The sequence below is a fragment of the Pseudomonas sp. MF7453 genome (genome assembly GCF_016405455.1).
Taxonomy (GTDB): domain Bacteria; phylum Pseudomonadota; class Gammaproteobacteria; order Pseudomonadales; family Pseudomonadaceae; genus Aquipseudomonas; species Aquipseudomonas paralactis.
Window position 1 is genome coordinate 1 of sequence record NZ_JAEKCN010000005.1, and the last position, 18,756, is coordinate 18,756.

The following is an 18,756-nucleotide window of genomic DNA, read 5'->3' on the forward strand; positions in this document are numbered from 1 at the left end:
TTTGATTTCTCGCGGAGTAACTTGTGATGCTGATAATCTTGTTGACTATCAGTCTGACTCCACAAGCACCCACACGAATTGCTTGATTCAGTTGTTAAAGAGCGGTTGGTTAAGATCTTTCGTCTCAACCGAGGCGCGCATTCTACAGCAGCCTCATTTGCTGTCAAGTGATTATTTTCAGAAGCTTTCGAAGATTTCTTCAACAACTTCAACCACTTGCGCTTAGGATCTCTCCGAAGCGGGAGGCGAATTCTACAGCGTTACACGCTGCTGTCAACACCTCTTTTTCAACTTCCTTTTGGCTTCGATGAACTGAAGCAACCTACTGCCGAAAACCGCGTAACTCATTGTTTACCAAGGAGTTTTCCGTTTCGACTGCGCCGGAAGTGGGGCGAATTATAGGCCTCCAGAATCTGCCGTCAACTTCTAATTTCGTTTTCTTATCAAATAGTTAGGATTGATCAGAAAACGCACAGCAGACACCTCTCTATATAGAAGAGAGTATTCATATAACCCCGGCTTCCTTTAATACAGCCACATTGGCTGGCGATAGCCCCAGCACCCCTTGCAGCACCTGGAGCGTGTGTTCGCCCAGCAACGGAGGTGCACTGCGATACTCCACGGGCGTCTTCGAAAGCCGGATTGGGCTGGCAACCTGAGGCACCATCCCCGCCAAAGCATGAGGCAACTCTATAGCCAACCCGCGCGCCTTGACGTGCGGATCAGCAAACATCTGCGCCAAATCATTGATCGGCCCGCACGGCACACCGACTTTTTCCAGTTGCGACACCCATTCCGCCGTAGTCCTGAAGACTGTTGCCTGACGAATCAACGGAACCAACGCCGCACGATTGGCAACCCGCATCTTGTTAGTAGAGAACCGCGGATCATCCGCCCACTGCGGCTGCCCGGCCACCTCGGCAAACTTGCGAAACTGCCCGTCATTACCAACCGTCAGGATGAAATCACCATCAGCCGTGGGAAAGTCCTGATACGGCACGATATTCGGATGCGCATTACCCAGGCGCTTTGGCGAAACTCCGGTGGTCAGGTAATTCATTGCCTGATTAGCCAGACAAGCCACCTGCACATCCAGCAGCGCCATATCGATATGCTGCCCACCGCCGTCATGGTCCCGGTGAGCCAACGCGGCCAGGATCGCGACGGTCGAGTAGAGCCCCGTGAGAATATCGGTCAATGCCACGCCAACTTTCACCGGCCCCGCGCCTTCATCACCCTCAGGCCGGCCAGTCAGGCTCATCAACCCACCCAGCCCTTGAATCATGAAGTCATAGCCGGCACGCGCGGCATAAGGCCCGGTCTGACCAAAACCCGTGATTGAGCAGTAGATCAACTCCGGGTTTATCTCCTTTAGCGACTCGTAATCCAGCCCATAAGCTGCCAGACCACCCACTTTGAAGTTCTCGATCAGAATGTCCGACTTGGCCGCCAGATCACGCACCAGCTTCTGCCCTTCAGGCTTAGTGAAGTCGATGGTCACCGACTCTTTATTTCGGTTGGCGGACAGGTAGTACGCCGCCTCACTGGTATTTTCGCCGTACGCGTCCTTGAGGAAAGGCGGCCCCCAGGCGCGTGTGTCATCACCGCAGCCCGGCCTTTCGACCTTGATCACTTCAGCCCCAAGGTCCGCGAGAATCTGCCCGGACCAAGGGCCCGCCAGTACTCGTGATAAATCCAGTACCCGCAGATGCGACAGCGCGCCCATGCCCATGCTCCTATTAATAGAACGCCTGAAGACCGGTTTGCGCACGCCCAAGGATCAAGGCATGCACGTCATGGGTCCCTTCATAGGTATTGACCACTTCCAGGTTGACCAAGTGACGCGCCACCCCGAACTCGTCGGAGATGCCGTTGCCGCCCAACATGTCACGGGCCATACGGGCGATGTCCAGGGACTTGCCACACGAGTTACGCTTCATGATCGATGTAATCTCGACCGCTGCAGTCCCCTCGTCTTTCATCCGCCCCAGACGCAGGCAACCTTGCAGCGCCAGGGTGATCTCGGTCTGCATATCGGCCAGCTTCTTCTGGATCAACTGCGTTGCGGCCAATGGTCGACCAAACTGCTGACGATCCAGGGTGTATTGGCGCGCGGTATGCCAGCAGAACTCAGCAGCCCCCAACGCCCCCCAGGAGATACCGTAGCGCGCCGAATTCAGGCAGGTAAAAGGCCCTTTCAAGCCACGCACATCCGGGAAAATGTTCTCTTCGGGTACAAACACGTTATCCATGACTATTTCGCCGGTAACGGACGCTCGCAGGCCGACCTTGCCGTGAATCGCCGGGGCGCTCAGGCCCTTCCAGCCTTTTTCCAGGACGAACCCACGGATATCGCCTGCATCGTCCTTGCCCCACACCACAAATACATCAGCGATCGGGCTGTTGGTGATCCACATCTTCGCGCCGGTCAGGCTGTAGCCGCCATCTACCTTTCGCGCACGGGTAATCATCGCGCCCGGATCAGAGCCATGGTTGGGTTCGGTGAGCCCGAAACAGCCAATCCATTCGCCGGACGCCAATTTCGGCAGGTATTTTTGTTTTTGCGCTTCGGTGCCGAATTCATTGATCGGCACCATGACCAGTGACGACTGAACACTCATCATCGAACGATAGCCGGAGTCGACACGCTCTACCTCACGCGCAATCAGCCCGTAGCTGACGTAGTTCAAGCCGCTGCCACCGTACTGCTCGGGAATCATCGCGCCCAGCAAACCGGTCTCTCCCATCTCACGGAAGATAGCGGGATCGGTCTTTTCATGACGGAAGGCTTCAAGCACGCGAGGAGCCAGCTTGTCCTGAGCAAACTGCTCGGCGCTGTCACGCACCATGCGCTCTTCTTCGGTGAGCTGTTGATCCAGCAGCAGTGGATCGATCCAGTTGAAGCTTGCCTTGCCAGCCATGAATAAGTCCTCGCGGATAAAAACAGAAGTCGTGATTCAGACTAGGCCGGGCACGCGCAGAGGGCAAACGAGGTTTCTGCATAGGGTTGTGCTAATTTCTCACTTCGTAACACTCGGAAAGCCCATAAAGGCGCCTTATCTGTGAGGACAACGTACATGCGCAGAAAAATCCCCAGCACCACCGCGCTCATCAGCTTCGAAGCGGCAGCCCGTCACGAAAGCTTCACCAAGGCGGCGCAGGAGCTTTCCATCACCCAGGGCGCCATCTGTCGACAGATCGCCAGCCTGGAGGAGTTTTTAAGTGTCGAACTGTTTCGCCGTTCGCGTCGCGGGGTGAAGCTGACAGAGGCAGGGCTCTCTTATAGCCGCAGAGTTGCCACACAATTGGACGCCGTAGAGCGCGACACCTTGTCGGTCATGGGCCAGCAGGGCGCCAACGCCATCGAGCTGGCGGTGGTACCGACCTTCGGCACGCAATGGCTGATTCCACGCCTCAAGGACTTCCAGGACCGGCACCCGGAGGTGACGGTGAACCTGACCAATCGGACACGCCCGTTCCTGTTCGCCGACACGGCGTTCGACGCCGCGATCTACTTCGGCGATGCCGACTGGTCCGGCACAGAGTCACACCGGCTGATGGGAGAGAACCCTGTCCCGGTGTGCAGCCCACGCTTACTTGGAGACCGCGCGCACTTCAGCCCTCAAGAGATCGCCGAACTGCCACTGCTACAACAGACCACCCGCCCCTATGCCTGGCGTCAGTGGTTCAACGCGCAGCAGCTGAGCCTGCCTCGCGACATGACAGGCCCTCGATACGAGCTATTCTCGATGTTGTCCCAAGCGGCCATGCATGACATGGGCATCGCACTGATACCTCCCTTCCTCATCCAGCGCGAACTGAAGGAGAAGCGACTAGTGATCGCGAGCACCGAAACGCTAAGCAGCGAAAAGGCTTACTACCTCATGATTCCCGATAAAAAGGTCGAATCGGCTTCGCTGCACGCCTTCAGAGACTGGCTGATTGAGCAGTCAAAACGCTATAGCCCTAGCATTTAAAGGACAAACTCCAATTACTGACCTTGTAGTCAGTTTATTTTTAATCCTACAGATATACGTATATGTCGCATTTAAACAGTCTGTACCGGTCGAGCAAAAATAAGGTTCAAGGCCATGATTTACATGGCGTGTAGCGACTATTAACAACCTATAAGCGACCATTCACAACGACCATTGAAAAAGAGCCGATAAACACCATACCCCCTTTAAAGGCTTGTATTTAAAGCGGTTATTTCCGTGCATTGCGACAATCAGTCACAGGGTGACTTGTAGTTAATTTTTCGTCACCCGTCATAATCTCTTGAAGGCCGTAAAGTTCGCCTGCAAAATGCCGCGCCCCGCTGTCATTTCAGCGGGATCGTGCTGATCGGTCGCCCCAGTTGCGCCACTCGCGGTGCACTGGCCTTTTTACAAAAAGATCAAAAGCAAAAAGATCATGCAGGAGATTTGACGTGCACATTGGTGTTCCTCTCGAAACCCAGACCGGTGAAACGCGGGTGGCTGCCACCCCGGAAACCATCAAGAAACTGATCGGCCAGGGCCATAAGGTCACTGTACAAAGCGGCGCAGGCATCAACGCCAGCATCGTCGACAGTGCTTATGAAACGGCAGGCGCAACCATTGGCAGTGCCAGCGATGCGTTCGGTGCCGAGCTGATCCTCAAGGTGGTGGCCCCCAACGACAGCGAACTGGCGCTGATCAAAAGCGGCACCGTATTGGCGGGCATGCTCAATCCGTTCAGCAACGAAACCATCGCCAAGCTTGCCGAACACGGCATCACCGCCTTCGCCCTCGAAGCCGCGCCGCGCACCTCCCGGGCCCAAAGCCTCGACGTGCTGTCTTCGCAAGCCAACATCGCCGGTTACAAGGCTGTGTTGCTGGCCGCTCATCACTACCCGCGCTTCATGCCAATGCTGATGACCGCCGCCGGCACTGTAAAAGCTGCGCGCGTGTTGATCCTTGGCGCCGGTGTGGCGGGGCTGCAAGCCATCGCTACGGCAAAACGCCTGGGCGCGGTCATCGAAGCGTCCGACGTCCGTCCGGCGGTGAAAGAGCAAATCGAATCCCTGGGCGCCAAGTTCGTCGACGTTCCCTACGAAACCGATGAAGAGCGTGAATGCGCCGTCGGTGTCGGCGGCTATGCGCGCCCGATGCCCACCAGCTGGATGCAGCGCCAGGCCCTGGCCGTGCACGAACGCGCCAAGCAGGCCGACATCGTTATCACCACCGCACTGATCCCCGGCCGCAAGGCGCCGACCCTGCTTAGCGCCGATACCGTCGCGCAGATGAAACCCGGCTCGGTGGTCATTGACCTCGCAGCAGCCCAGGGTGGCAACTGCCCACTGACCGTCGCCGACCAGGTCGTGGTGGAAAACGGTGTGATCATCTGCGGCCCGACCAATCTGGCAGGCGCTGTCGCCGCCGATGCTTCGGCCTTGTACGCGCGTAACCTGCTGGACTTCCTGAAGCTGGTCTTCACCAAGGAAGGGCAGTTTGAAATCAACCTCGAAGACGACATCGTCGCCGCGTGCCTGATGTGCCGCGACGGCCAAGTCATCCGCAAAAACGCCTAAGCAGGGATTCAGACGATGGAAGAGCTTATCTCCCCAGGTATCTACAACCTGATCATCTTTGTGCTGGCGATTTATGTCGGTTACCACGTGGTCTGGAACGTTACCCCCGCGCTGCATACGCCGTTAATGGCAGTAACAAACGCAATTTCCGCGATCGTGATTGTCGGCGCCATGCTGGCCGCCGCACTCACCGTAACGCCATTGGGCAAAACGATGGGCACTCTGGCGGTAGCGCTGGCTGCGGTTAACGTGTTCGGCGGTTTCCTGGTTACGCGTAGGATGCTTGAGATGTTCAAGAAGAAAGCGCCCAAAGCTGTGAAAGAAGAGGTGCAGAAGTAATGAGCATGAATCTGGTGACGACGCTCTACCTGATCGCGTCGATCTGCTTCATCCAGGCCCTCAAAGGCCTGTCGCACCCCACCACCTCCCGACGCGGCAACCTGTTCGGCATGCTCGGCATGGCGCTGGCGGTGCTAACCACCGTCGGCCTGATCTACAAGCTCGGCGCGGAGCTGGCGACAGCCGGTATCGGCTACGTCATCGTCGGCCTGCTGGTCGGCGGCACCGCCGGCTCGATCATGGCCAAGCGTGTAGAGATGACCAAGATGCCGGAGCTGGTAGCGTTCATGCACAGCATGATCGGCCTGGCGGCGGTGTTTATCGCGATTGCAGCGGTTGTCGAGCCGCAATCCCTGGGCATCGTCAAACACCTGGGCGACTCGATCCCGGCCGGTAACCGCCTGGAGCTGTTCCTCGGTGCCGCCATCGGTGCTATCACCTTCTCCGGCTCGGTGATCGCGTTCGGCAAGCTGTCGGGCAAGTACAAGTTCCGCCTGTTCCAGGGCGCACCGGTACAGTTTGGTGGGCAACACAAACTGAACCTGGTGCTCGGCCTGGCCACCCTGGGCCTGGGCCTGGCGTTCATGTTCACCGGCAACCTCACTGCGTTCGCACTGATGCTGGCCTTGGCCTTCGTGCTGGGCGTGCTGATCATCATCCCGATCGGCGGGGCAGACATGCCGGTAGTGGTATCGATGCTCAACAGTTATTCCGGCTGGGCAGCGGCAGGCATTGGCTTCTCGCTGAACAACTCGATGCTGATCATCGCCGGCTCCCTGGTCGGCTCCAGCGGCGCGATCCTGTCTTACATCATGTGCAAGGCGATGAACCGCTCCTTCTTTAATGTACTGCTGGGCGGTTTCGGCAATGCGCCAGACGTCGGCGCAGCAGCCGGCTCTAAAGAAGCGCGCCCGGTGAAGTCCGGCTCTGCCGACGACGCTACCTTCCTGCTGACCAACGCCGACACGGTCATCATCGTGCCGGGCTATGGCTTGGCCGTTGCGCGGGCACAACACGCGCTTAAAGAGCTGACCGAAAAGCTCACCCATCGCGGGGTCACCGTGAAGTACGCGATCCACCCGGTGGCGGGCCGTATGCCTGGGCATATGAACGTGCTGCTGGCCGAGGCTGAAGTGCCTTACGACCAGGTGTTCGAGATGGAAGACATCAACTCCGAGTTCGGCCAGGCCGACGTGGTGCTGGTGTTGGGCGCCAACGACGTGGTCAACCCGGCGGCCAAGAACGATCCAAACTCACCGATTGCCGGTATGCCGATTCTCGAAGCGTTCAAGGCCAAGACCATCATCGTCAACAAGCGCTCGATGGCCAGCGGCTATGCCGGCCTGGATAACGAGCTGTTTTACCTGGACAAGACCATGATGGTCTTCGGTGATGCCAAAAAGGTCATCGAAGATATGGTCAAAGCCGTCGAATAACACTGCGCCAGCGCAATACCCGAAACCCTGGCCTCCAGTAGGCTGGGGTTTTTTATTAGCGGATGAAACCCGACCAAAGGCTCTAAATCGCCACCTGGCATTCGACCATGGTAGCGGGCCGAAACTTTTTGAAATCACTACACTGCCCACCTTGCTTCCGTAGCCTGAGATAACAATTCATGTACCGTGATCGTATCCGCTTGCCTTCGTTGTTGAACAAGGTCATGAGCGCGGCAGACGCCGCCGCACTGATCGAGGACGGCATGACCGTCGGCATGAGCGGCTTCACCCGTGCCGGTGAAGCCAAGGCCGTCCCCCACGCCCTGGCCGAACGCGCCAAGACTTCGCCTCTCAAAATCACGCTGATGACCGGCGCCAGCCTGGGCAACGACCTGGACAAGCAACTGACTGAAGCTGGCGTACTGTCGCGACGCATGCCGTTTCAAGTCGACAGCACCCTGCGCAAGGCAATCAATGCCGGCGAGGTGATGTTTATCGACCAGCACCTGTCGGAAACCGTCGAACAGCTGCGCAACAATCAGCTCAAGTTGCCGGATATTGCGGTCATCGAAGCGGTCGCCATCACTGAACAAGGGCACATCGTGCCTACCACCTCCGTGGGCAACTCAGCCAGCTTTGCAATTTTTGCCAAGCATGTGATCGTCGAGATCAACCTCGCGCACAATCCGAACCTGGAAGGGCTGCACGACATCTATATTCCGACCTATCGGCCGACGCGCACGCCGATCCCGCTGGTGAAAGTCGACGACCGCATTGGCAGCGCTGCGATTCCGATCCCGCCAGAGAAAATCGTTGCCATCGTGGTCACCAACCAGGCCGACTCTGCCTCAACCGTGACGCCGCCCGATGATGACACTCAAGGCATCGCCAACCACTTGATCAACTTCCTTAAGCAGGAAGTAGACGCCGGGCGCATGACCAACAAGCTTGGCCCGCTGCAAGCCGGGATCGGCAACATTGCCAACGCGGTGATGTGTGGCTTGATCGACTCGCCCTTCGAAGACCTGACGATGTACTCCGAAGTGCTGCAGGATTCGACATTCGACCTGATCGACGCCGGCAAGCTGAGCTTCGCTTCCGGCAGCTCGATTACCTTGTCGGAGCGCCGCAATGCCGATGTTTTCGGCAACCTGGAGCACTACAAGGACAAACTGGTGCTGCGTCCACAGGAAATCTCCAACCATCCTGAAGTGGTACGCCGCCTGGGCATCATCGGTATCAACACCGCACTGGAGTTCGATATCTACGGCAACGTCAACTCCACCCACGTTTGCGGCACGCGGATGATGAATGGGATTGGCGGCTCCGGGGATTTCGCGCGCAACGCGCACCTGGCAATCTTCGTCACCAAGTCGATCGCCAAGGGCGGCGCGATTTCCAGCGTGGTGCCGATGGTCAGCCATGTGGACCATACCGAACATGACGTGGACATTCTCGTGACCGAAGTGGGCTTGGCCGATCTGCGGGGCCTGGCACCGCGGGAACGTGCACGGGTGATCATCGACAACTGTGTGCACCCGGCCTACCGCGACGCGCTCAATACCTACTTCGAAGCAGCCTGCGCAATCGGTGGGCACACGCCACATATTCTGCGCCAGGCACTGAGTTGGCACATCAACCTGGAAGAAACCGGGCATATGCTCAAGGCTTGATGAATACAGATCCGGGCTGATGCAACTACAGTTTCATCAGCTCGATCGACCAATCGGCACAAATAGCAAAAACTGTACTACTGTACCGCTCCATTCCTACCGAAATATCCCACACCTCGCCTTGAAACCGGTCATTTCGCACCCTTTAGGTGCACACAGGTACAGTTGCCCCATTTCCGTACCGTACAGCCGCATTAAACAGTTAACTGGCCCCTCACAATACAGGTGAACTGTATCTAGAGAGTCTTGTGCTGGAAGAGGATCATTGGCATCAGTTAAACCACTACCTAATCCCGCCACAAGCGGAAGGATGTCATCATGGAACGTACACTCAGTTCCGAACTGTTCTTCGAAGATAAAGCTGTAAACACCAACGCTTCCCTGCCTTTGCGCGTTCTCGCCAACCTGATGTTGTGGCAGCGCCGCATTTCCAGCCGCCACCAGTTGGCTCGCCTGGATTCGCGTCTGCTGGCTGACGCCGGTATCAGCGAAGCTCAACGCTACGAAGAGCTGAGCAAGCCGTTCTGGCGCTAAGCAGCGCCCGCTGGCCCTGACCCGTCGGGTCCACCGCCAGCACTCTGACTTGTCAAAACAAAGCCCGCCCCGGGTAACCGGAGGCGGGCTTTGTTGTTTCTGTGCAAAGGGCATTGAATCAGTACAGATTGCGCGAACAGGTACAGTTTTAATATAGTTACAATTAACCAGTACAGTTAAATTACAGGCTTCCTGTTGCAACGGCGCGAGCCTAATATCCACCCACCACGTGGCGAACCCTGTAGAGCGAGCGTCTGATGCTCAACAGTCCCAGTCCGTTTAACTGTGGCCGCTTCGCGCCACCTTATTTCGTCTACAGGAGTTATCCCATGTCCCGTCTTCGCCTGCTGTGCACTGCCGCTGTGCTGACCCTGGCCGCTAACGCCAACGCGAGCAGCTTCATCATGACCACCGACTCGATCGTCGGCGCCCTGAAAGCCACTTCCGATGCTACCTCCGATGCGACGTCCTCGTTGCGCGACAACAAGGTAGTCCAGGCCGCCCGTGATGACGCCGCCAGCTTTGTCGCCAGCGAAGGTGCTATCCGTGGCGTGAAATTGGAAAGCGCCCTGGCTCACATCCGCCAGCAAGCTCCGCAACTGGCCATCGCTACCGATGCACAGCTGGCACAGGCAATCCTGGCGATCTGATCGGCGGCAACAGACGGGAGCGCCAGCCGCTCCCGGATGCCTCGGCGCTGGCCCTCGCCCGGCCATTGCGCTAGCCTTGGCGCTCGTTTTCAGTTGTCGAGTCCCATGGTTTTTTCATACCGCCTGTTGATTGTTCCCGTACTGTTTTGCGCCTGCTGGTCACCCTTGGTTTCGGCCCTGGACGTGTCCACCCAGAGCTCCGTCGTCAGCGTGTACGCCACCGGCAAGGTGACCTCTGCGCCGTTCGACAACAAGTTGGTCATGGCCGCCCAGGATGATGCTGCCGCATTTATTGCCACTGATGGTCAATGGCGGGGCGCGCGCCTGGAGTCCGCGCTGGATTATCTGCGCCGCAGCCAGCCAAAACTTCATGCGAGCGACCTTGAACTGGCGCGAGCAATTCTCGTCCAATAGCTATCTTTGTATTTCGGAGTCACTCGATGCGTAGCCCGCTGATCGTCGCCGCCCTCGGCCTGCTGTTTTTGGCCGATGTCGCCCAGGCGCAAACCTTGAAAGCCACCAGCAATATCATTGTGCGTGCATCGGCGCGCACCATTGATTTCACCTCGGACACCACCACTTCCATCCGCGACTCCAAAATCGTGCGCGAAGCCCACGATGATGCCGCCAGCTTCGTCGCCACCAATGGCGAGATCCGTGGTGCCCAGCTGGAAGCCGCGTTCGATACCCTTCGCACCCGCGTGCCAGAAGCCCGTGATGCCAGCGACCAGACCCTCGCCGAAGCTATCCTCGCTCTGTGAGGCGCATCAAAACATGGCTCCTGGCCGGGGCTGTGCTGCTGTGCGCAACTACAGCCCAGGCCAGCCTGCAACTGCGGCTCAAAACCGAAGGTTTGAGCCCGGCCGAACAACAGGCCAGCCAGGCATTGCTCGATGAAGCGCTGCACGCCTTGCCGCCACGTTTTGTCGAGCAACTGGATCGGCGCATTGATGTCGGCTGGACCGACAAAATGCCTGAAAATGCCTACGGCCAGGCCTCCCTGGTGTCCGAACTGGACCTTAACCAGAACCTGCTCGCCAGCCTGACCGACGGCAGTGCCGCCACTCACAAAACCAATCGACCTCACGGCACAGTGCGCAAGGAATTGCTCGCCACCGTGCTGCATGAGCTGACCCACATCTACGACCGGGCACGCCTGTGGCCCAAAGACGAGCGCGCACTGATCCAGCGTTGCAGTCGCCAGAACAGCATCACCGGCTTGATCGGCCTGCCCGATCAATGCCGTGGCCAGAACGACCGGCGCTTTACCCTCAGTGATGACCCACGCCTGCTGGACCTCGCCGGCTGGCCACAATACGTCGGCCGCCGCGGCGAGCGCGAGCAGCACAACAATCAAGTGGTGCGCAGCCCGGACATCTACGAAACCACCAGCCCGTTGGAGTTTGTGGCGGTCAACATGGAGTACTTCCTCCTGGACCCCAGCTACGCCTGCCGACGCCCCGCGCTGTTCCGCTATTACAAAGAACATTTCGGCTGGGCACCGCCCGAACAACAAGCCTGTGCCAAGACCTACCCCTTCCTGAACGCCGGCAACGACTTCGCCAAAACGCCACTGGGGCAAATTGATCCGGAGCGGGTGTACGAAATCGACTACCTGCTCGCCGAAGCCAACCAAAACCTGGTGAGCCGCTGGGGCCATAGCATGTTGCGCCTGGTGATCTGCGCGCCTGGTCGCCCGCGTGGCCCCGATTGTCGACTGGATCTGGACCGCCACCTGGTGCTGTCCTACCGCGCCTTCGTCGGTGACGTACAGCTGTCGAGCTGGGATGGCCTGGTGGGCAAGTACCCGTCACGGCTGTTTGTACTGCCCCTGGCTCAGGTCATCGATGAATACACCAAGACAGAATTGCGTGGCCTGGCGTCTGTGCCGCTGAAGCTTAGCCGCCAGGAAATCAACGACACCGTCGAACATGCTGCCCAGATGCACTGGAGCTATGACGGCAACTACTTCTTTATCTCCAACAACTGCGCGGTCGAAAGCCTGAAACTGTTACGCAGTGGCAGCGCCAACCCGCAATTGACCGGCCTGGACAACATCACGCCCAACGGTTTGCTGGAAGTGCTCAGCGCCCGCGGGCTCGCCGATACCAGCGTATTGAATGACAAGCGCGAGGCGTTGCGCCTGGGGTATCACTTCGACTCGTTCCGCGAACGCTACCAGGCGATGTTCGATGTGCTGCGCAAGCGTCTGCCGATCAAGCAGACCCAGGTCGAAGACTGGCTGGCGCTGGATGCGCAAGCGCGCCGCCAGTGGTTCAGCCAGGCCGACCTGCGCACCAGCGCTGCGTTGTTGTTGCTTGAACAAGCCAGCTATCGCAAGCAACTGATGCTCGCCCAGGACGAAGTCAAACAGCGCTATCTCAATGCCCGCGAGCTGAAAAACGGCGGCATGGAGAAGGCCAACAACACGCTGCAGCAAATTCTCGCCAACAGCGGCTTCCTGAGTCGCCCGGCCGAGTTGCTGGACAGTGGAGGTTATGGCCTGCCACAGCCTTCGGAAGCCAAGCGCCTGGAATCAGAAAGCGCCGAACGTCAAAAGCAGTTGCAATCGTTGACCGGCGAGCTGGATAAGGAGGTGAGGGCGCTGCTCGATCCGGCCCGTGCTGCCGAGATTGCCGCCAGTGAAGCCAACCTCAAGCAAATCGGTGAACACCTACGAGCGCTGCATAAAGCCGCCGGTGGCCTCGAACTCCCCTGAATTTTGTTAGCCACCACCTTGCAAATGTGGGAGCTGGCTCGCCTGCGATGACAGTGGCACAGCCATGAAAGATATTGGCTGACACACCGCTATCGCAGGCAAGCCAGCTCCCACATTTTGTTCTGCGTCAACCTGAAGAACGGGTGCATACCCTTCATCAGCTGTTTTCTCAGCGAAAGCTGGCTGAAAGCTTACCCGTCTAGGATCGCCCCAACTGCCGGCAACAGACCGGCTGTAAACAACAACAATGGTGATTCCCGATGTCCGCTCGTACCCGCCTGTTCGCACCCACTCCGCCCGTAAGCCTCGTGCCTTTCGTTCTGCGCTGACCTTCACCCGGTTCGCCATTCCCTAGCCGCGCTACGCCTGGAGTATTCCTATGCTGACTTTCCTTGGCTTTGCCATGGTCATCACGTTCATGTTCCTGATCATGACCAAGCGCCTGTCTGCGCTGATCGCCTTGATCATCGTGCCCATCCTGTTTGCGCTGTTCGGCGGTTTCGCACCGAAGATCGGCCCGATGATGCTCGAAGGCATCACCAAGCTCGCGCCGACCGGCGTGATGCTGATGTTCGCCATTCTCTACTTCGCCTTGATGATCGACTCCGGCCTGTTCGACCCGGCCGTGCGCAAGATCCTCAAGATGGTCAAGGGCGACCCGCTGAAAGTCTCGGTCGGCACTGCCGTGCTGGCGTTGGTGGTGTCCCTGGACGGTGACGGCGCCACTACCTACATGATCTGCGTCGCCGCCATGCTGCCGCTGTACCAGCGTATCGGCATGAGCCCGCGGATCATGGCCGGCCTGATCATTCTCGCCGGTGGCGTGATGAACATGACGCCCTGGGGTGGCCCGACGGCGCGTGCTGCCAGTGCGTTGCATGTGGATCCGTCCGACATCTTCGTACCGATGATCCCGGCCATGGCCGCCGGTGTGGTGGCGATCCTGGTGATTGCCTACATGTACGGCAAGCGCGAGCGTGCACGCCTGGGTGAACTGCACCTGCAAGGCGACGAGATCGATCACAGCGAAATCAGCGTGTCGCAATTCCCCGACGCCCGCCGCCCAAAACTGATCTGGTTCAACGGCGCCCTGACGCTGGCCCTGATGTGCACCCTGATTGCCGGCCTGTTGCCGCTGCCGGTGCTGTTCATGGTGGCGTTCAGTATCGCCATGATCGTCAACTACCCGTGCCTGCAGCAACAGAAGGACCGCGTCGCGGCTCACGCCGGTAGCGTATTGGCGGTGGTGGGCTTGATCTTCGCCGCCGGGATCTTCACAGGCATCCTGTCGGGCACCGGCATGGTCGACGCCATGTCCAAGAGCCTGTTGGCGGTCATCCCGGAAGCCATGGGCCCGTACCTGGCAGTGATCACTGCGCTGGTGAGCATGCCGTTCACCTTCTTCATGTCCAACGATGCCTTCTACTACGGCGTACTGCCGGTATTGGCCGAAGCCGCCAGCCACTACGGCATCACTGCAGTAGAAATGGCCCGCGCATCGATCGTCGGGCAACCCGTACACCTGCTCAGCCCGCTGGTACCCTCGACGTACTTGCTGGTGGCTCTGGCAGGCATCGAATTCGGCGATCACCAGCGCTTCACCTTGAAGTGGGCAGTGCTGGTATGCCTGTGCATAATGTTCGCCGCATTGCTGATGGGGATTTTTCCGCTGTTCAGCACTCTATAATCGTACTGACTCACCGCGCGGCGCTACAGCTTGCGCGGTTTAACACTTGCTCAAAGGAATACACATGGAATGGCTGACCAATCCGGAAATCTGGATTGCCTTCTTCACCCTGACGGCTCTCGAGATCGTCCTGGGCATCGATAACATCATCATGATTTCGATCCTGGTCAGCCGCATGCCCAAGCATATGCAGGCGCGCACCCGGATCTTCGGCCTGGCACTGGCCATGGTCACGCGCATCCTGTTGCTGCTGTCGATCACCTGGGTGATGCAACTGACCGCCGACCTGTTCGTGGTGTTTGGCCAGGGCATCTCCGGTCGTGACCTGATCCTGTTCTTCGGTGGCCTGTTCCTGCTGTGGAAAAGCTCCCAGGAGATGTACCACGCTCTGGAAGGTGAAGACGAAACCAACGACGAGCCCAAAGGCGCCGGCGGCAAGTTCATCTACACCATCATCCAGATTGCGATCATCGATATCGTGTTCTCCCTGGACTCGGTGATCACCGCCGTCGGCATGGTTTCCCATGTGCCGGTGATGGTGGCTGCAATCGTCGTGGCCGTACTGGTGATGATGCTGGCCGCCGGCACCATCAGCGAGTTCATCGACAAGCACCCGTCGCTGAAAATGCTGGCGCTGTCGTTCCTGCTGGTGGTGGGTACCGTGCTGATCGCCGAATCCTTCGACGTGCACGTGCCAAAAGGCTACGTCTACTTCGCCATGGCGTTCTCGCTGGCAGTGGAAGCGGTCAACATCAAAATGCGGACCGCCATCGCGAAAAAGAAGAAGCAACAGGATCCAGTGAAACTGCGTAAAGATATTCCGGGTCAATAAACCTGACCCGCTGCTGAAATGGGGCGCTTGCGCCCCATTTTTTCGTCTGTCAAAAAGTTGATTTCATGACAGTTTTGTTTCAATCCCGAGTTTAGCTATGCGATGCTGGCGCAGAGCCCATTCGCCAACTACAGCTTAAGTACAAGACGTAGAACGGCACGCGGTAACTTTACTTCGCTCCTATTGGAGCGCACCCACACGGGGGGCCGAGCATGCTGACCTTGCTCAATCTGCTTTCCGCCGTGACCCTGCTGATCTGGGGCACGCACATCGTCCGAACCGGCATCCTGCGGGTCTACGGTTCCAACTTGCGCCAAGTCATCGGGCAAAACATGTCCAAGCGCTGGCTGGCCTTTATCGCCGGGATCCTGGTGACCGCCATGGTGCAAAGCAGCAACGCCACGGCGATGCTGGTCACGTCCTTTGTCGGCCAGGGGTTGATGAGCCTTACGCCGGCCTTGGCCACCATGCTGGGCGCCGACGTCGGTACCGCACTGATGGCGCGGGTGCTGACCTTCGACTTGTCCTGGCTGTCGCCGCTGCTGATCTTTCTCGGGGTGATTTTCTTCCTGTCGCGAAAACAGACGCGTGCAGGGCAGTTGGGCCGGGTAGGGATCGGTCTTGGGCTGATCATTCTCGCGCTGCAATTGATCGTTGAAGCCGCCGGGCCCATCACCCATGCCCAGGGCGTCAAGGTGATCTTCGCCTCGCTGACCGGCGATATTTTGCTCGACGCCCTGGTCGGGGCACTGTTCGCGATGATTTCCTACTCCAGCCTCGCCGCCGTGCTGCTCACGGCCACCCTGGCCGGCGCCGGCGTGATCGGTTTGCACGTGGCCATCGGCCTGGTGATCGGCGCCAATATCGGCAGCGGTGTGCTGGCATTTCTAAGCACCAGCATGCAAAACACTGCCGGTCGCCAAGTGGCCCTGGGGAGCCTGTTGTACAAACTGATCGGCCTGTTGCTGATCATTCCAGTGCTTGACCCGCTCGTAGGCTGGATGGACGGCCTGGACTACAGCGCCCAAGGCATGGTCATCACCTTTCACCTGCTCTACAACGTCACGCGCTGCTTGATTCTGTTGCCCACCATTGGCCCTATGGCGCGGCTGTGCGCCTGGCTGTTGCCCGAGCGCGAAGAAACCAATGGCAAGGCCAAACCACGCCACCTCGACCTGGCCGCACTCACCACGCCGAGCCTGGCCTTAGCCAACGCCGCGCGAGAAACCCTGCGCCTGGGTGACCTGATCGACAATATGCTCACCTCCATGCAGGAGGTGCTGCGCGGTAATCAAACCGCAATCACCCAGCAAATGCGCAGCCTCAGCGATGATGTCGAGGCGCTCTACAGCGCGATCAAACTCTACCTGGCGCAAATGCCCCGTGAAGATCTGAGCGAACAAGACAACCGCCGCTGGGCGGAGATCATCGAGTTGTCGATCAACTTGAAACTGGCGGGTGACTTGATCGAACGCATGTTGCGCAAGGTCCAGCAGCAGAAAACCTCGCAGCGACGGCAGTTTTCCGAAGTGGGCCTGGAAGAACTCAGCGGTTTGCACAGCCAGTTGATCTCCAACCTGCGCCTGGGTCTGTCGGTGTTCCTCAGCGGTGACCCGGAAAGCGCTCGCCAATTGCTGCGTGAAAAGCGCCGCTTCCGCGCCCAGGAACGTCGCCTGGCTCACGCCCATGTCAGCCGCCTGCAGCGCAAGATCGTACAGAGCCTGGAAACCAGCTCCCTGCACCTGGAGCTGATCGCCGACATGAAACGCTTGAACTCGTTGTTTTGCAGCAGCGCTTATGTAGTCTTGGAAACGTCCGACACTGGCGCACTCTCCACCGAAGATATTGCCGACATCACCCATTCGCCCTGAACGTACGACGGCCAGTGAAGTCAGTTAACAATGGACCTCACTTGCCAGGAAGCTTGTTATGCGTCGCCTGTTACTCGCCTGCCTGCTTCTAGGATCGGCACACACCTTTGCCTTCGACCGCCAGCAAGTCGAGGGCTACACCTTGCCCAATGGCCTGCAGCTGCTGCTCAAACCGGGCACCGAACGCGGGCACGTGGCCATCCGCCTGGTGGTCGGCGTAGGCCTGGATGACTTCGGTTGCGAAGACAAAGAGCTTCCCCACCTGTTCGAGCACCTGCTGTTCAGCGGCATCGACGGCGGTGGCGAAGGCGACCTCGAAGACCGCATGCAAGCCCTGGGCGGCGAGTGGAATGCCTACACCAGCAACGCCGACACCACATTCGTCATCGAGGCCCCCGCGCACAACCAGCGCAAGGTACTGGACTTGCTGCTGGCCATCCTCACCCGCACGCAGCTGACCGACGCCAATATCAACGCCGCCAAGCAGGTGGTCGAGCGTGAAGACGGCGGCCACTATTCGCATTTGCAACGCCTGCTGGACCGTCAGGACCTCGGCCACAGCGCCAGCAACCAATTGGCCGTCGAGCTGGGACTCAAATGCGCCGAACGCGCGCAGGTCGGCCACCTGACCCGCGATCAATTAGAGACGCTACGCAAAGCGTGGTACGCCCCCAACAATATGACGCTGATCGTCGTCGGCGATCTGGATAAACTGCTGCCCGCCTACCTGGAACGCACCTACGGCCAACTCGACCCGGTAGACCCGAGCGAACACCGCCCACTGCCGCAGATCCAACACACCGCCGCCAGCCACCGCGATCTGGTGCATGGCTGGGTCGGCGATGGCGCCAAGCTGCACTGGCTGTTCCCAGAGCCAGTGCTGGACGACCAACATGACGAAACCTACGACCTGCTCAAGGATTACATCGACTGGGCACTGTACCGACAGCTGCGTCTCAAACACGGCTTGTCCTACGGCCCGTGGAGCGAACGCGAAGTACTCGGCGGCGTAGGCTTCCTGAGCCTGAACGCCGACCTGGAACGGGAAAATCTCCCTGAAGCCGAGCAAGTCTTGCAAGACCTCAAGGCACAACTGCTCAAGGATGGTCTCGACGCGAAGGTGTTCGCCCGCCTGCAACAGGCCGCCATTGCTCGCCAAGCCTGGGCGGTACAGGGCAACAGTGCGTTGGCCGATTACTACTGGAGTGCAGCCGGCGACTACGCTGACGGCCGCTTCGGCGACCCGGTCAAGCGCATCAAGGCGGTGAGTCTTTCGCAAACCAACCAGGCAATGCGCGAAGTGTTCAAGCAACCGGGCTACTGGCGCATCGAAAAGCCGTTGTTAAGCTATGACGCCCTGACCTGGATCGGCGCAGGCGTGCTTGGGCTCATCGCCATCGTGTTGATGGGCGTTCGGCGTTATCGCCAACGGATCGTGGAATGAAGCAACGGGCCCAGCGCTAA

16 protein-coding genes are annotated in these 18,756 nt (G+C 58.7%); 14 read left to right on the plus strand and 2 right to left on the minus strand.

Translation table 11 applies throughout. The features are described 5' to 3' along the window. Positions 1–505: 505 nt before the first annotated feature. Both JFT63_RS09390 and JFT63_RS09395 read right to left on the minus strand, forming a co-directional pair. Positions 506–1,726 carry a CaiB/BaiF CoA transferase family protein gene (locus tag JFT63_RS09390; protein ID WP_057701765.1) on the minus strand — a complete coding sequence of 407 codons (1,221 nt, stop codon included), beginning with the start codon at positions 1,724–1,726 and terminating at the stop codon, positions 506–508. Between the two features lie 13 nt (positions 1,727–1,739). Further along, on the minus strand, positions 1,740–2,921 hold the full coding sequence (locus JFT63_RS09395) for an acyl-CoA dehydrogenase (RefSeq protein ID WP_057701766.1): 1,182 nt from the start codon (positions 2,919–2,921) through the stop codon (positions 1,740–1,742). 156 nt (positions 2,922–3,077) lie between these two features. Here JFT63_RS09395 and JFT63_RS09400 point away from each other — a divergent pair, with 156 nt between their 5' ends. The 14 genes from JFT63_RS09400 (at position 3,078) to JFT63_RS09465 (ending at position 18,736) form a co-directional block, all read left to right on the plus strand. Beyond that, positions 3,078–3,977, plus strand: coding sequence for a LysR family transcriptional regulator (locus tag JFT63_RS09400; RefSeq protein WP_198843838.1), 900 nt, complete (start codon positions 3,078–3,080; stop codon positions 3,975–3,977). Between the two features lie 452 nt (positions 3,978–4,429). Then, on the plus strand, positions 4,430–5,551 hold the full coding sequence (locus JFT63_RS09405) for a Re/Si-specific NAD(P)(+) transhydrogenase subunit alpha (protein ID WP_198843839.1): 1,122 nt from the start codon (positions 4,430–4,432) through the stop codon (positions 5,549–5,551). Positions 5,552–5,566: 15 nt separating this feature from the next. After that, a complete protein-coding gene (locus JFT63_RS09410; RefSeq protein WP_005783507.1) occupies positions 5,567–5,890 on the plus strand; it encodes an NAD(P) transhydrogenase subunit alpha in 324 nt (107 codons plus the stop codon). Next, entirely contained in the window at positions 5,890–7,326 is a 1,437-nt protein-coding gene (locus JFT63_RS09415; RefSeq protein ID WP_198843840.1) for an NAD(P)(+) transhydrogenase (Re/Si-specific) subunit beta, read from the plus strand. The genes JFT63_RS09410 and JFT63_RS09415 overlap by 1 nt, the downstream gene beginning before the upstream one ends. A 179-nt stretch (positions 7,327–7,505) precedes the next feature. Further along, positions 7,506–8,999 carry an acetyl-CoA hydrolase/transferase family protein gene (locus JFT63_RS09420; RefSeq protein ID WP_198843841.1) on the plus strand — a complete coding sequence of 498 codons (1,494 nt, stop codon included), beginning with the start codon at positions 7,506–7,508 and terminating at the stop codon, positions 8,997–8,999. Between the two features lie 318 nt (positions 9,000–9,317). Next, positions 9,318–9,533: a DUF1127 domain-containing protein gene (locus tag JFT63_RS09425; protein ID WP_043048367.1), complete on the plus strand. Its 216-nt coding sequence runs from the start codon at positions 9,318–9,320 to the stop codon at positions 9,531–9,533. Between the two features lie 329 nt (positions 9,534–9,862). Then, positions 9,863–10,183, plus strand: coding sequence for a DUF2388 domain-containing protein (locus JFT63_RS09430; protein WP_032878532.1), 321 nt, complete (start codon positions 9,863–9,865; stop codon positions 10,181–10,183). Between the two features lie 105 nt (positions 10,184–10,288). Continuing rightward, positions 10,289–10,597, plus strand: coding sequence for a DUF2388 domain-containing protein (locus JFT63_RS09435; RefSeq protein ID WP_198843842.1), 309 nt, complete (start codon positions 10,289–10,291; stop codon positions 10,595–10,597). A gap of 26 nt (positions 10,598–10,623) precedes the next feature. After that, positions 10,624–10,944 (plus strand): DUF2388 domain-containing protein, encoded by a 321-nt coding sequence (locus JFT63_RS09440; protein ID WP_057701772.1) that lies wholly within the window; start codon positions 10,624–10,626, stop codon positions 10,942–10,944. Beyond that, positions 10,941–12,902, plus strand: coding sequence for a DUF7844 domain-containing protein (locus JFT63_RS09445; protein ID WP_186558994.1), 1,962 nt, complete (start codon positions 10,941–10,943; stop codon positions 12,900–12,902). Before JFT63_RS09440 ends, JFT63_RS09445 begins: the two co-directional genes overlap by 4 nt. Positions 12,903–13,281: 379 nt before the next feature. Further along, complete coding sequence (locus tag JFT63_RS09450) at positions 13,282–14,589, plus strand: CitMHS family transporter (RefSeq protein ID WP_003187405.1); 1,308 nt, start codon at positions 13,282–13,284, stop codon at positions 14,587–14,589. A gap of 64 nt (positions 14,590–14,653) precedes the next feature. Further along, positions 14,654–15,421: a TerC family protein gene (locus JFT63_RS09455; RefSeq protein WP_005783489.1), complete on the plus strand. Its 768-nt coding sequence runs from the start codon at positions 14,654–14,656 to the stop codon at positions 15,419–15,421. A 212-nt stretch (positions 15,422–15,633) separates the two neighbouring features. Then, entirely contained in the window at positions 15,634–17,292 is a 1,659-nt protein-coding gene (locus tag JFT63_RS09460) for a Na/Pi cotransporter family protein (protein ID WP_057701774.1), read from the plus strand. A gap of 58 nt (positions 17,293–17,350) precedes the next feature. Further along, positions 17,351–18,736, plus strand: coding sequence for a M16 family metallopeptidase (locus JFT63_RS09465; RefSeq protein WP_057701775.1), 1,386 nt, complete (start codon positions 17,351–17,353; stop codon positions 18,734–18,736). Positions 18,737–18,756 lie beyond the last annotated feature (20 nt).

What these genes read in the sequence shown, in the direction of transcription:
- JFT63_RS09390 (WP_057701765.1), bottom strand. Translation starts at nt 1,726, where the DNA reads ATGGGCGCGCTGTCGCATCTGCGGGTACTGGATTTATCACGAGTACTG.
- JFT63_RS09395 (WP_057701766.1), bottom strand. Translation starts at nt 2,921, where the DNA reads ATGGCTGGCAAGGCAAGCTTCAACTGGATCGATCCACTGCTGCTGGAT.
- JFT63_RS09400 (WP_198843838.1), top strand. Translation starts at nt 3,078, where the DNA reads ATGCGCAGAAAAATCCCCAGCACCACCGCGCTCATCAGCTTCGAAGCG.
- JFT63_RS09410 (WP_005783507.1), top strand. Translation starts at nt 5,567, where the DNA reads ATGGAAGAGCTTATCTCCCCAGGTATCTACAACCTGATCATCTTTGTG.
- JFT63_RS09415 (WP_198843840.1), top strand. Translation starts at nt 5,890, where the DNA reads ATGAGCATGAATCTGGTGACGACGCTCTACCTGATCGCGTCGATCTGC.
- JFT63_RS09420 (WP_198843841.1), top strand. Translation starts at nt 7,506, where the DNA reads ATGTACCGTGATCGTATCCGCTTGCCTTCGTTGTTGAACAAGGTCATG.
- JFT63_RS09425 (WP_043048367.1), top strand. Translation starts at nt 9,318, where the DNA reads ATGGAACGTACACTCAGTTCCGAACTGTTCTTCGAAGATAAAGCTGTA.
- JFT63_RS09430 (WP_032878532.1), top strand. Translation starts at nt 9,863, where the DNA reads ATGTCCCGTCTTCGCCTGCTGTGCACTGCCGCTGTGCTGACCCTGGCC.
- JFT63_RS09435 (WP_198843842.1), top strand. Translation starts at nt 10,289, where the DNA reads ATGGTTTTTTCATACCGCCTGTTGATTGTTCCCGTACTGTTTTGCGCC.
- JFT63_RS09440 (WP_057701772.1), top strand. Translation starts at nt 10,624, where the DNA reads ATGCGTAGCCCGCTGATCGTCGCCGCCCTCGGCCTGCTGTTTTTGGCC.
- JFT63_RS09450 (WP_003187405.1), top strand. Translation starts at nt 13,282, where the DNA reads ATGCTGACTTTCCTTGGCTTTGCCATGGTCATCACGTTCATGTTCCTG.
- JFT63_RS09455 (WP_005783489.1), top strand. Translation starts at nt 14,654, where the DNA reads ATGGAATGGCTGACCAATCCGGAAATCTGGATTGCCTTCTTCACCCTG.
- JFT63_RS09460 (WP_057701774.1), top strand. Translation starts at nt 15,634, where the DNA reads ATGCTGACCTTGCTCAATCTGCTTTCCGCCGTGACCCTGCTGATCTGG.
- JFT63_RS09465 (WP_057701775.1), top strand. Translation starts at nt 17,351, where the DNA reads ATGCGTCGCCTGTTACTCGCCTGCCTGCTTCTAGGATCGGCACACACC.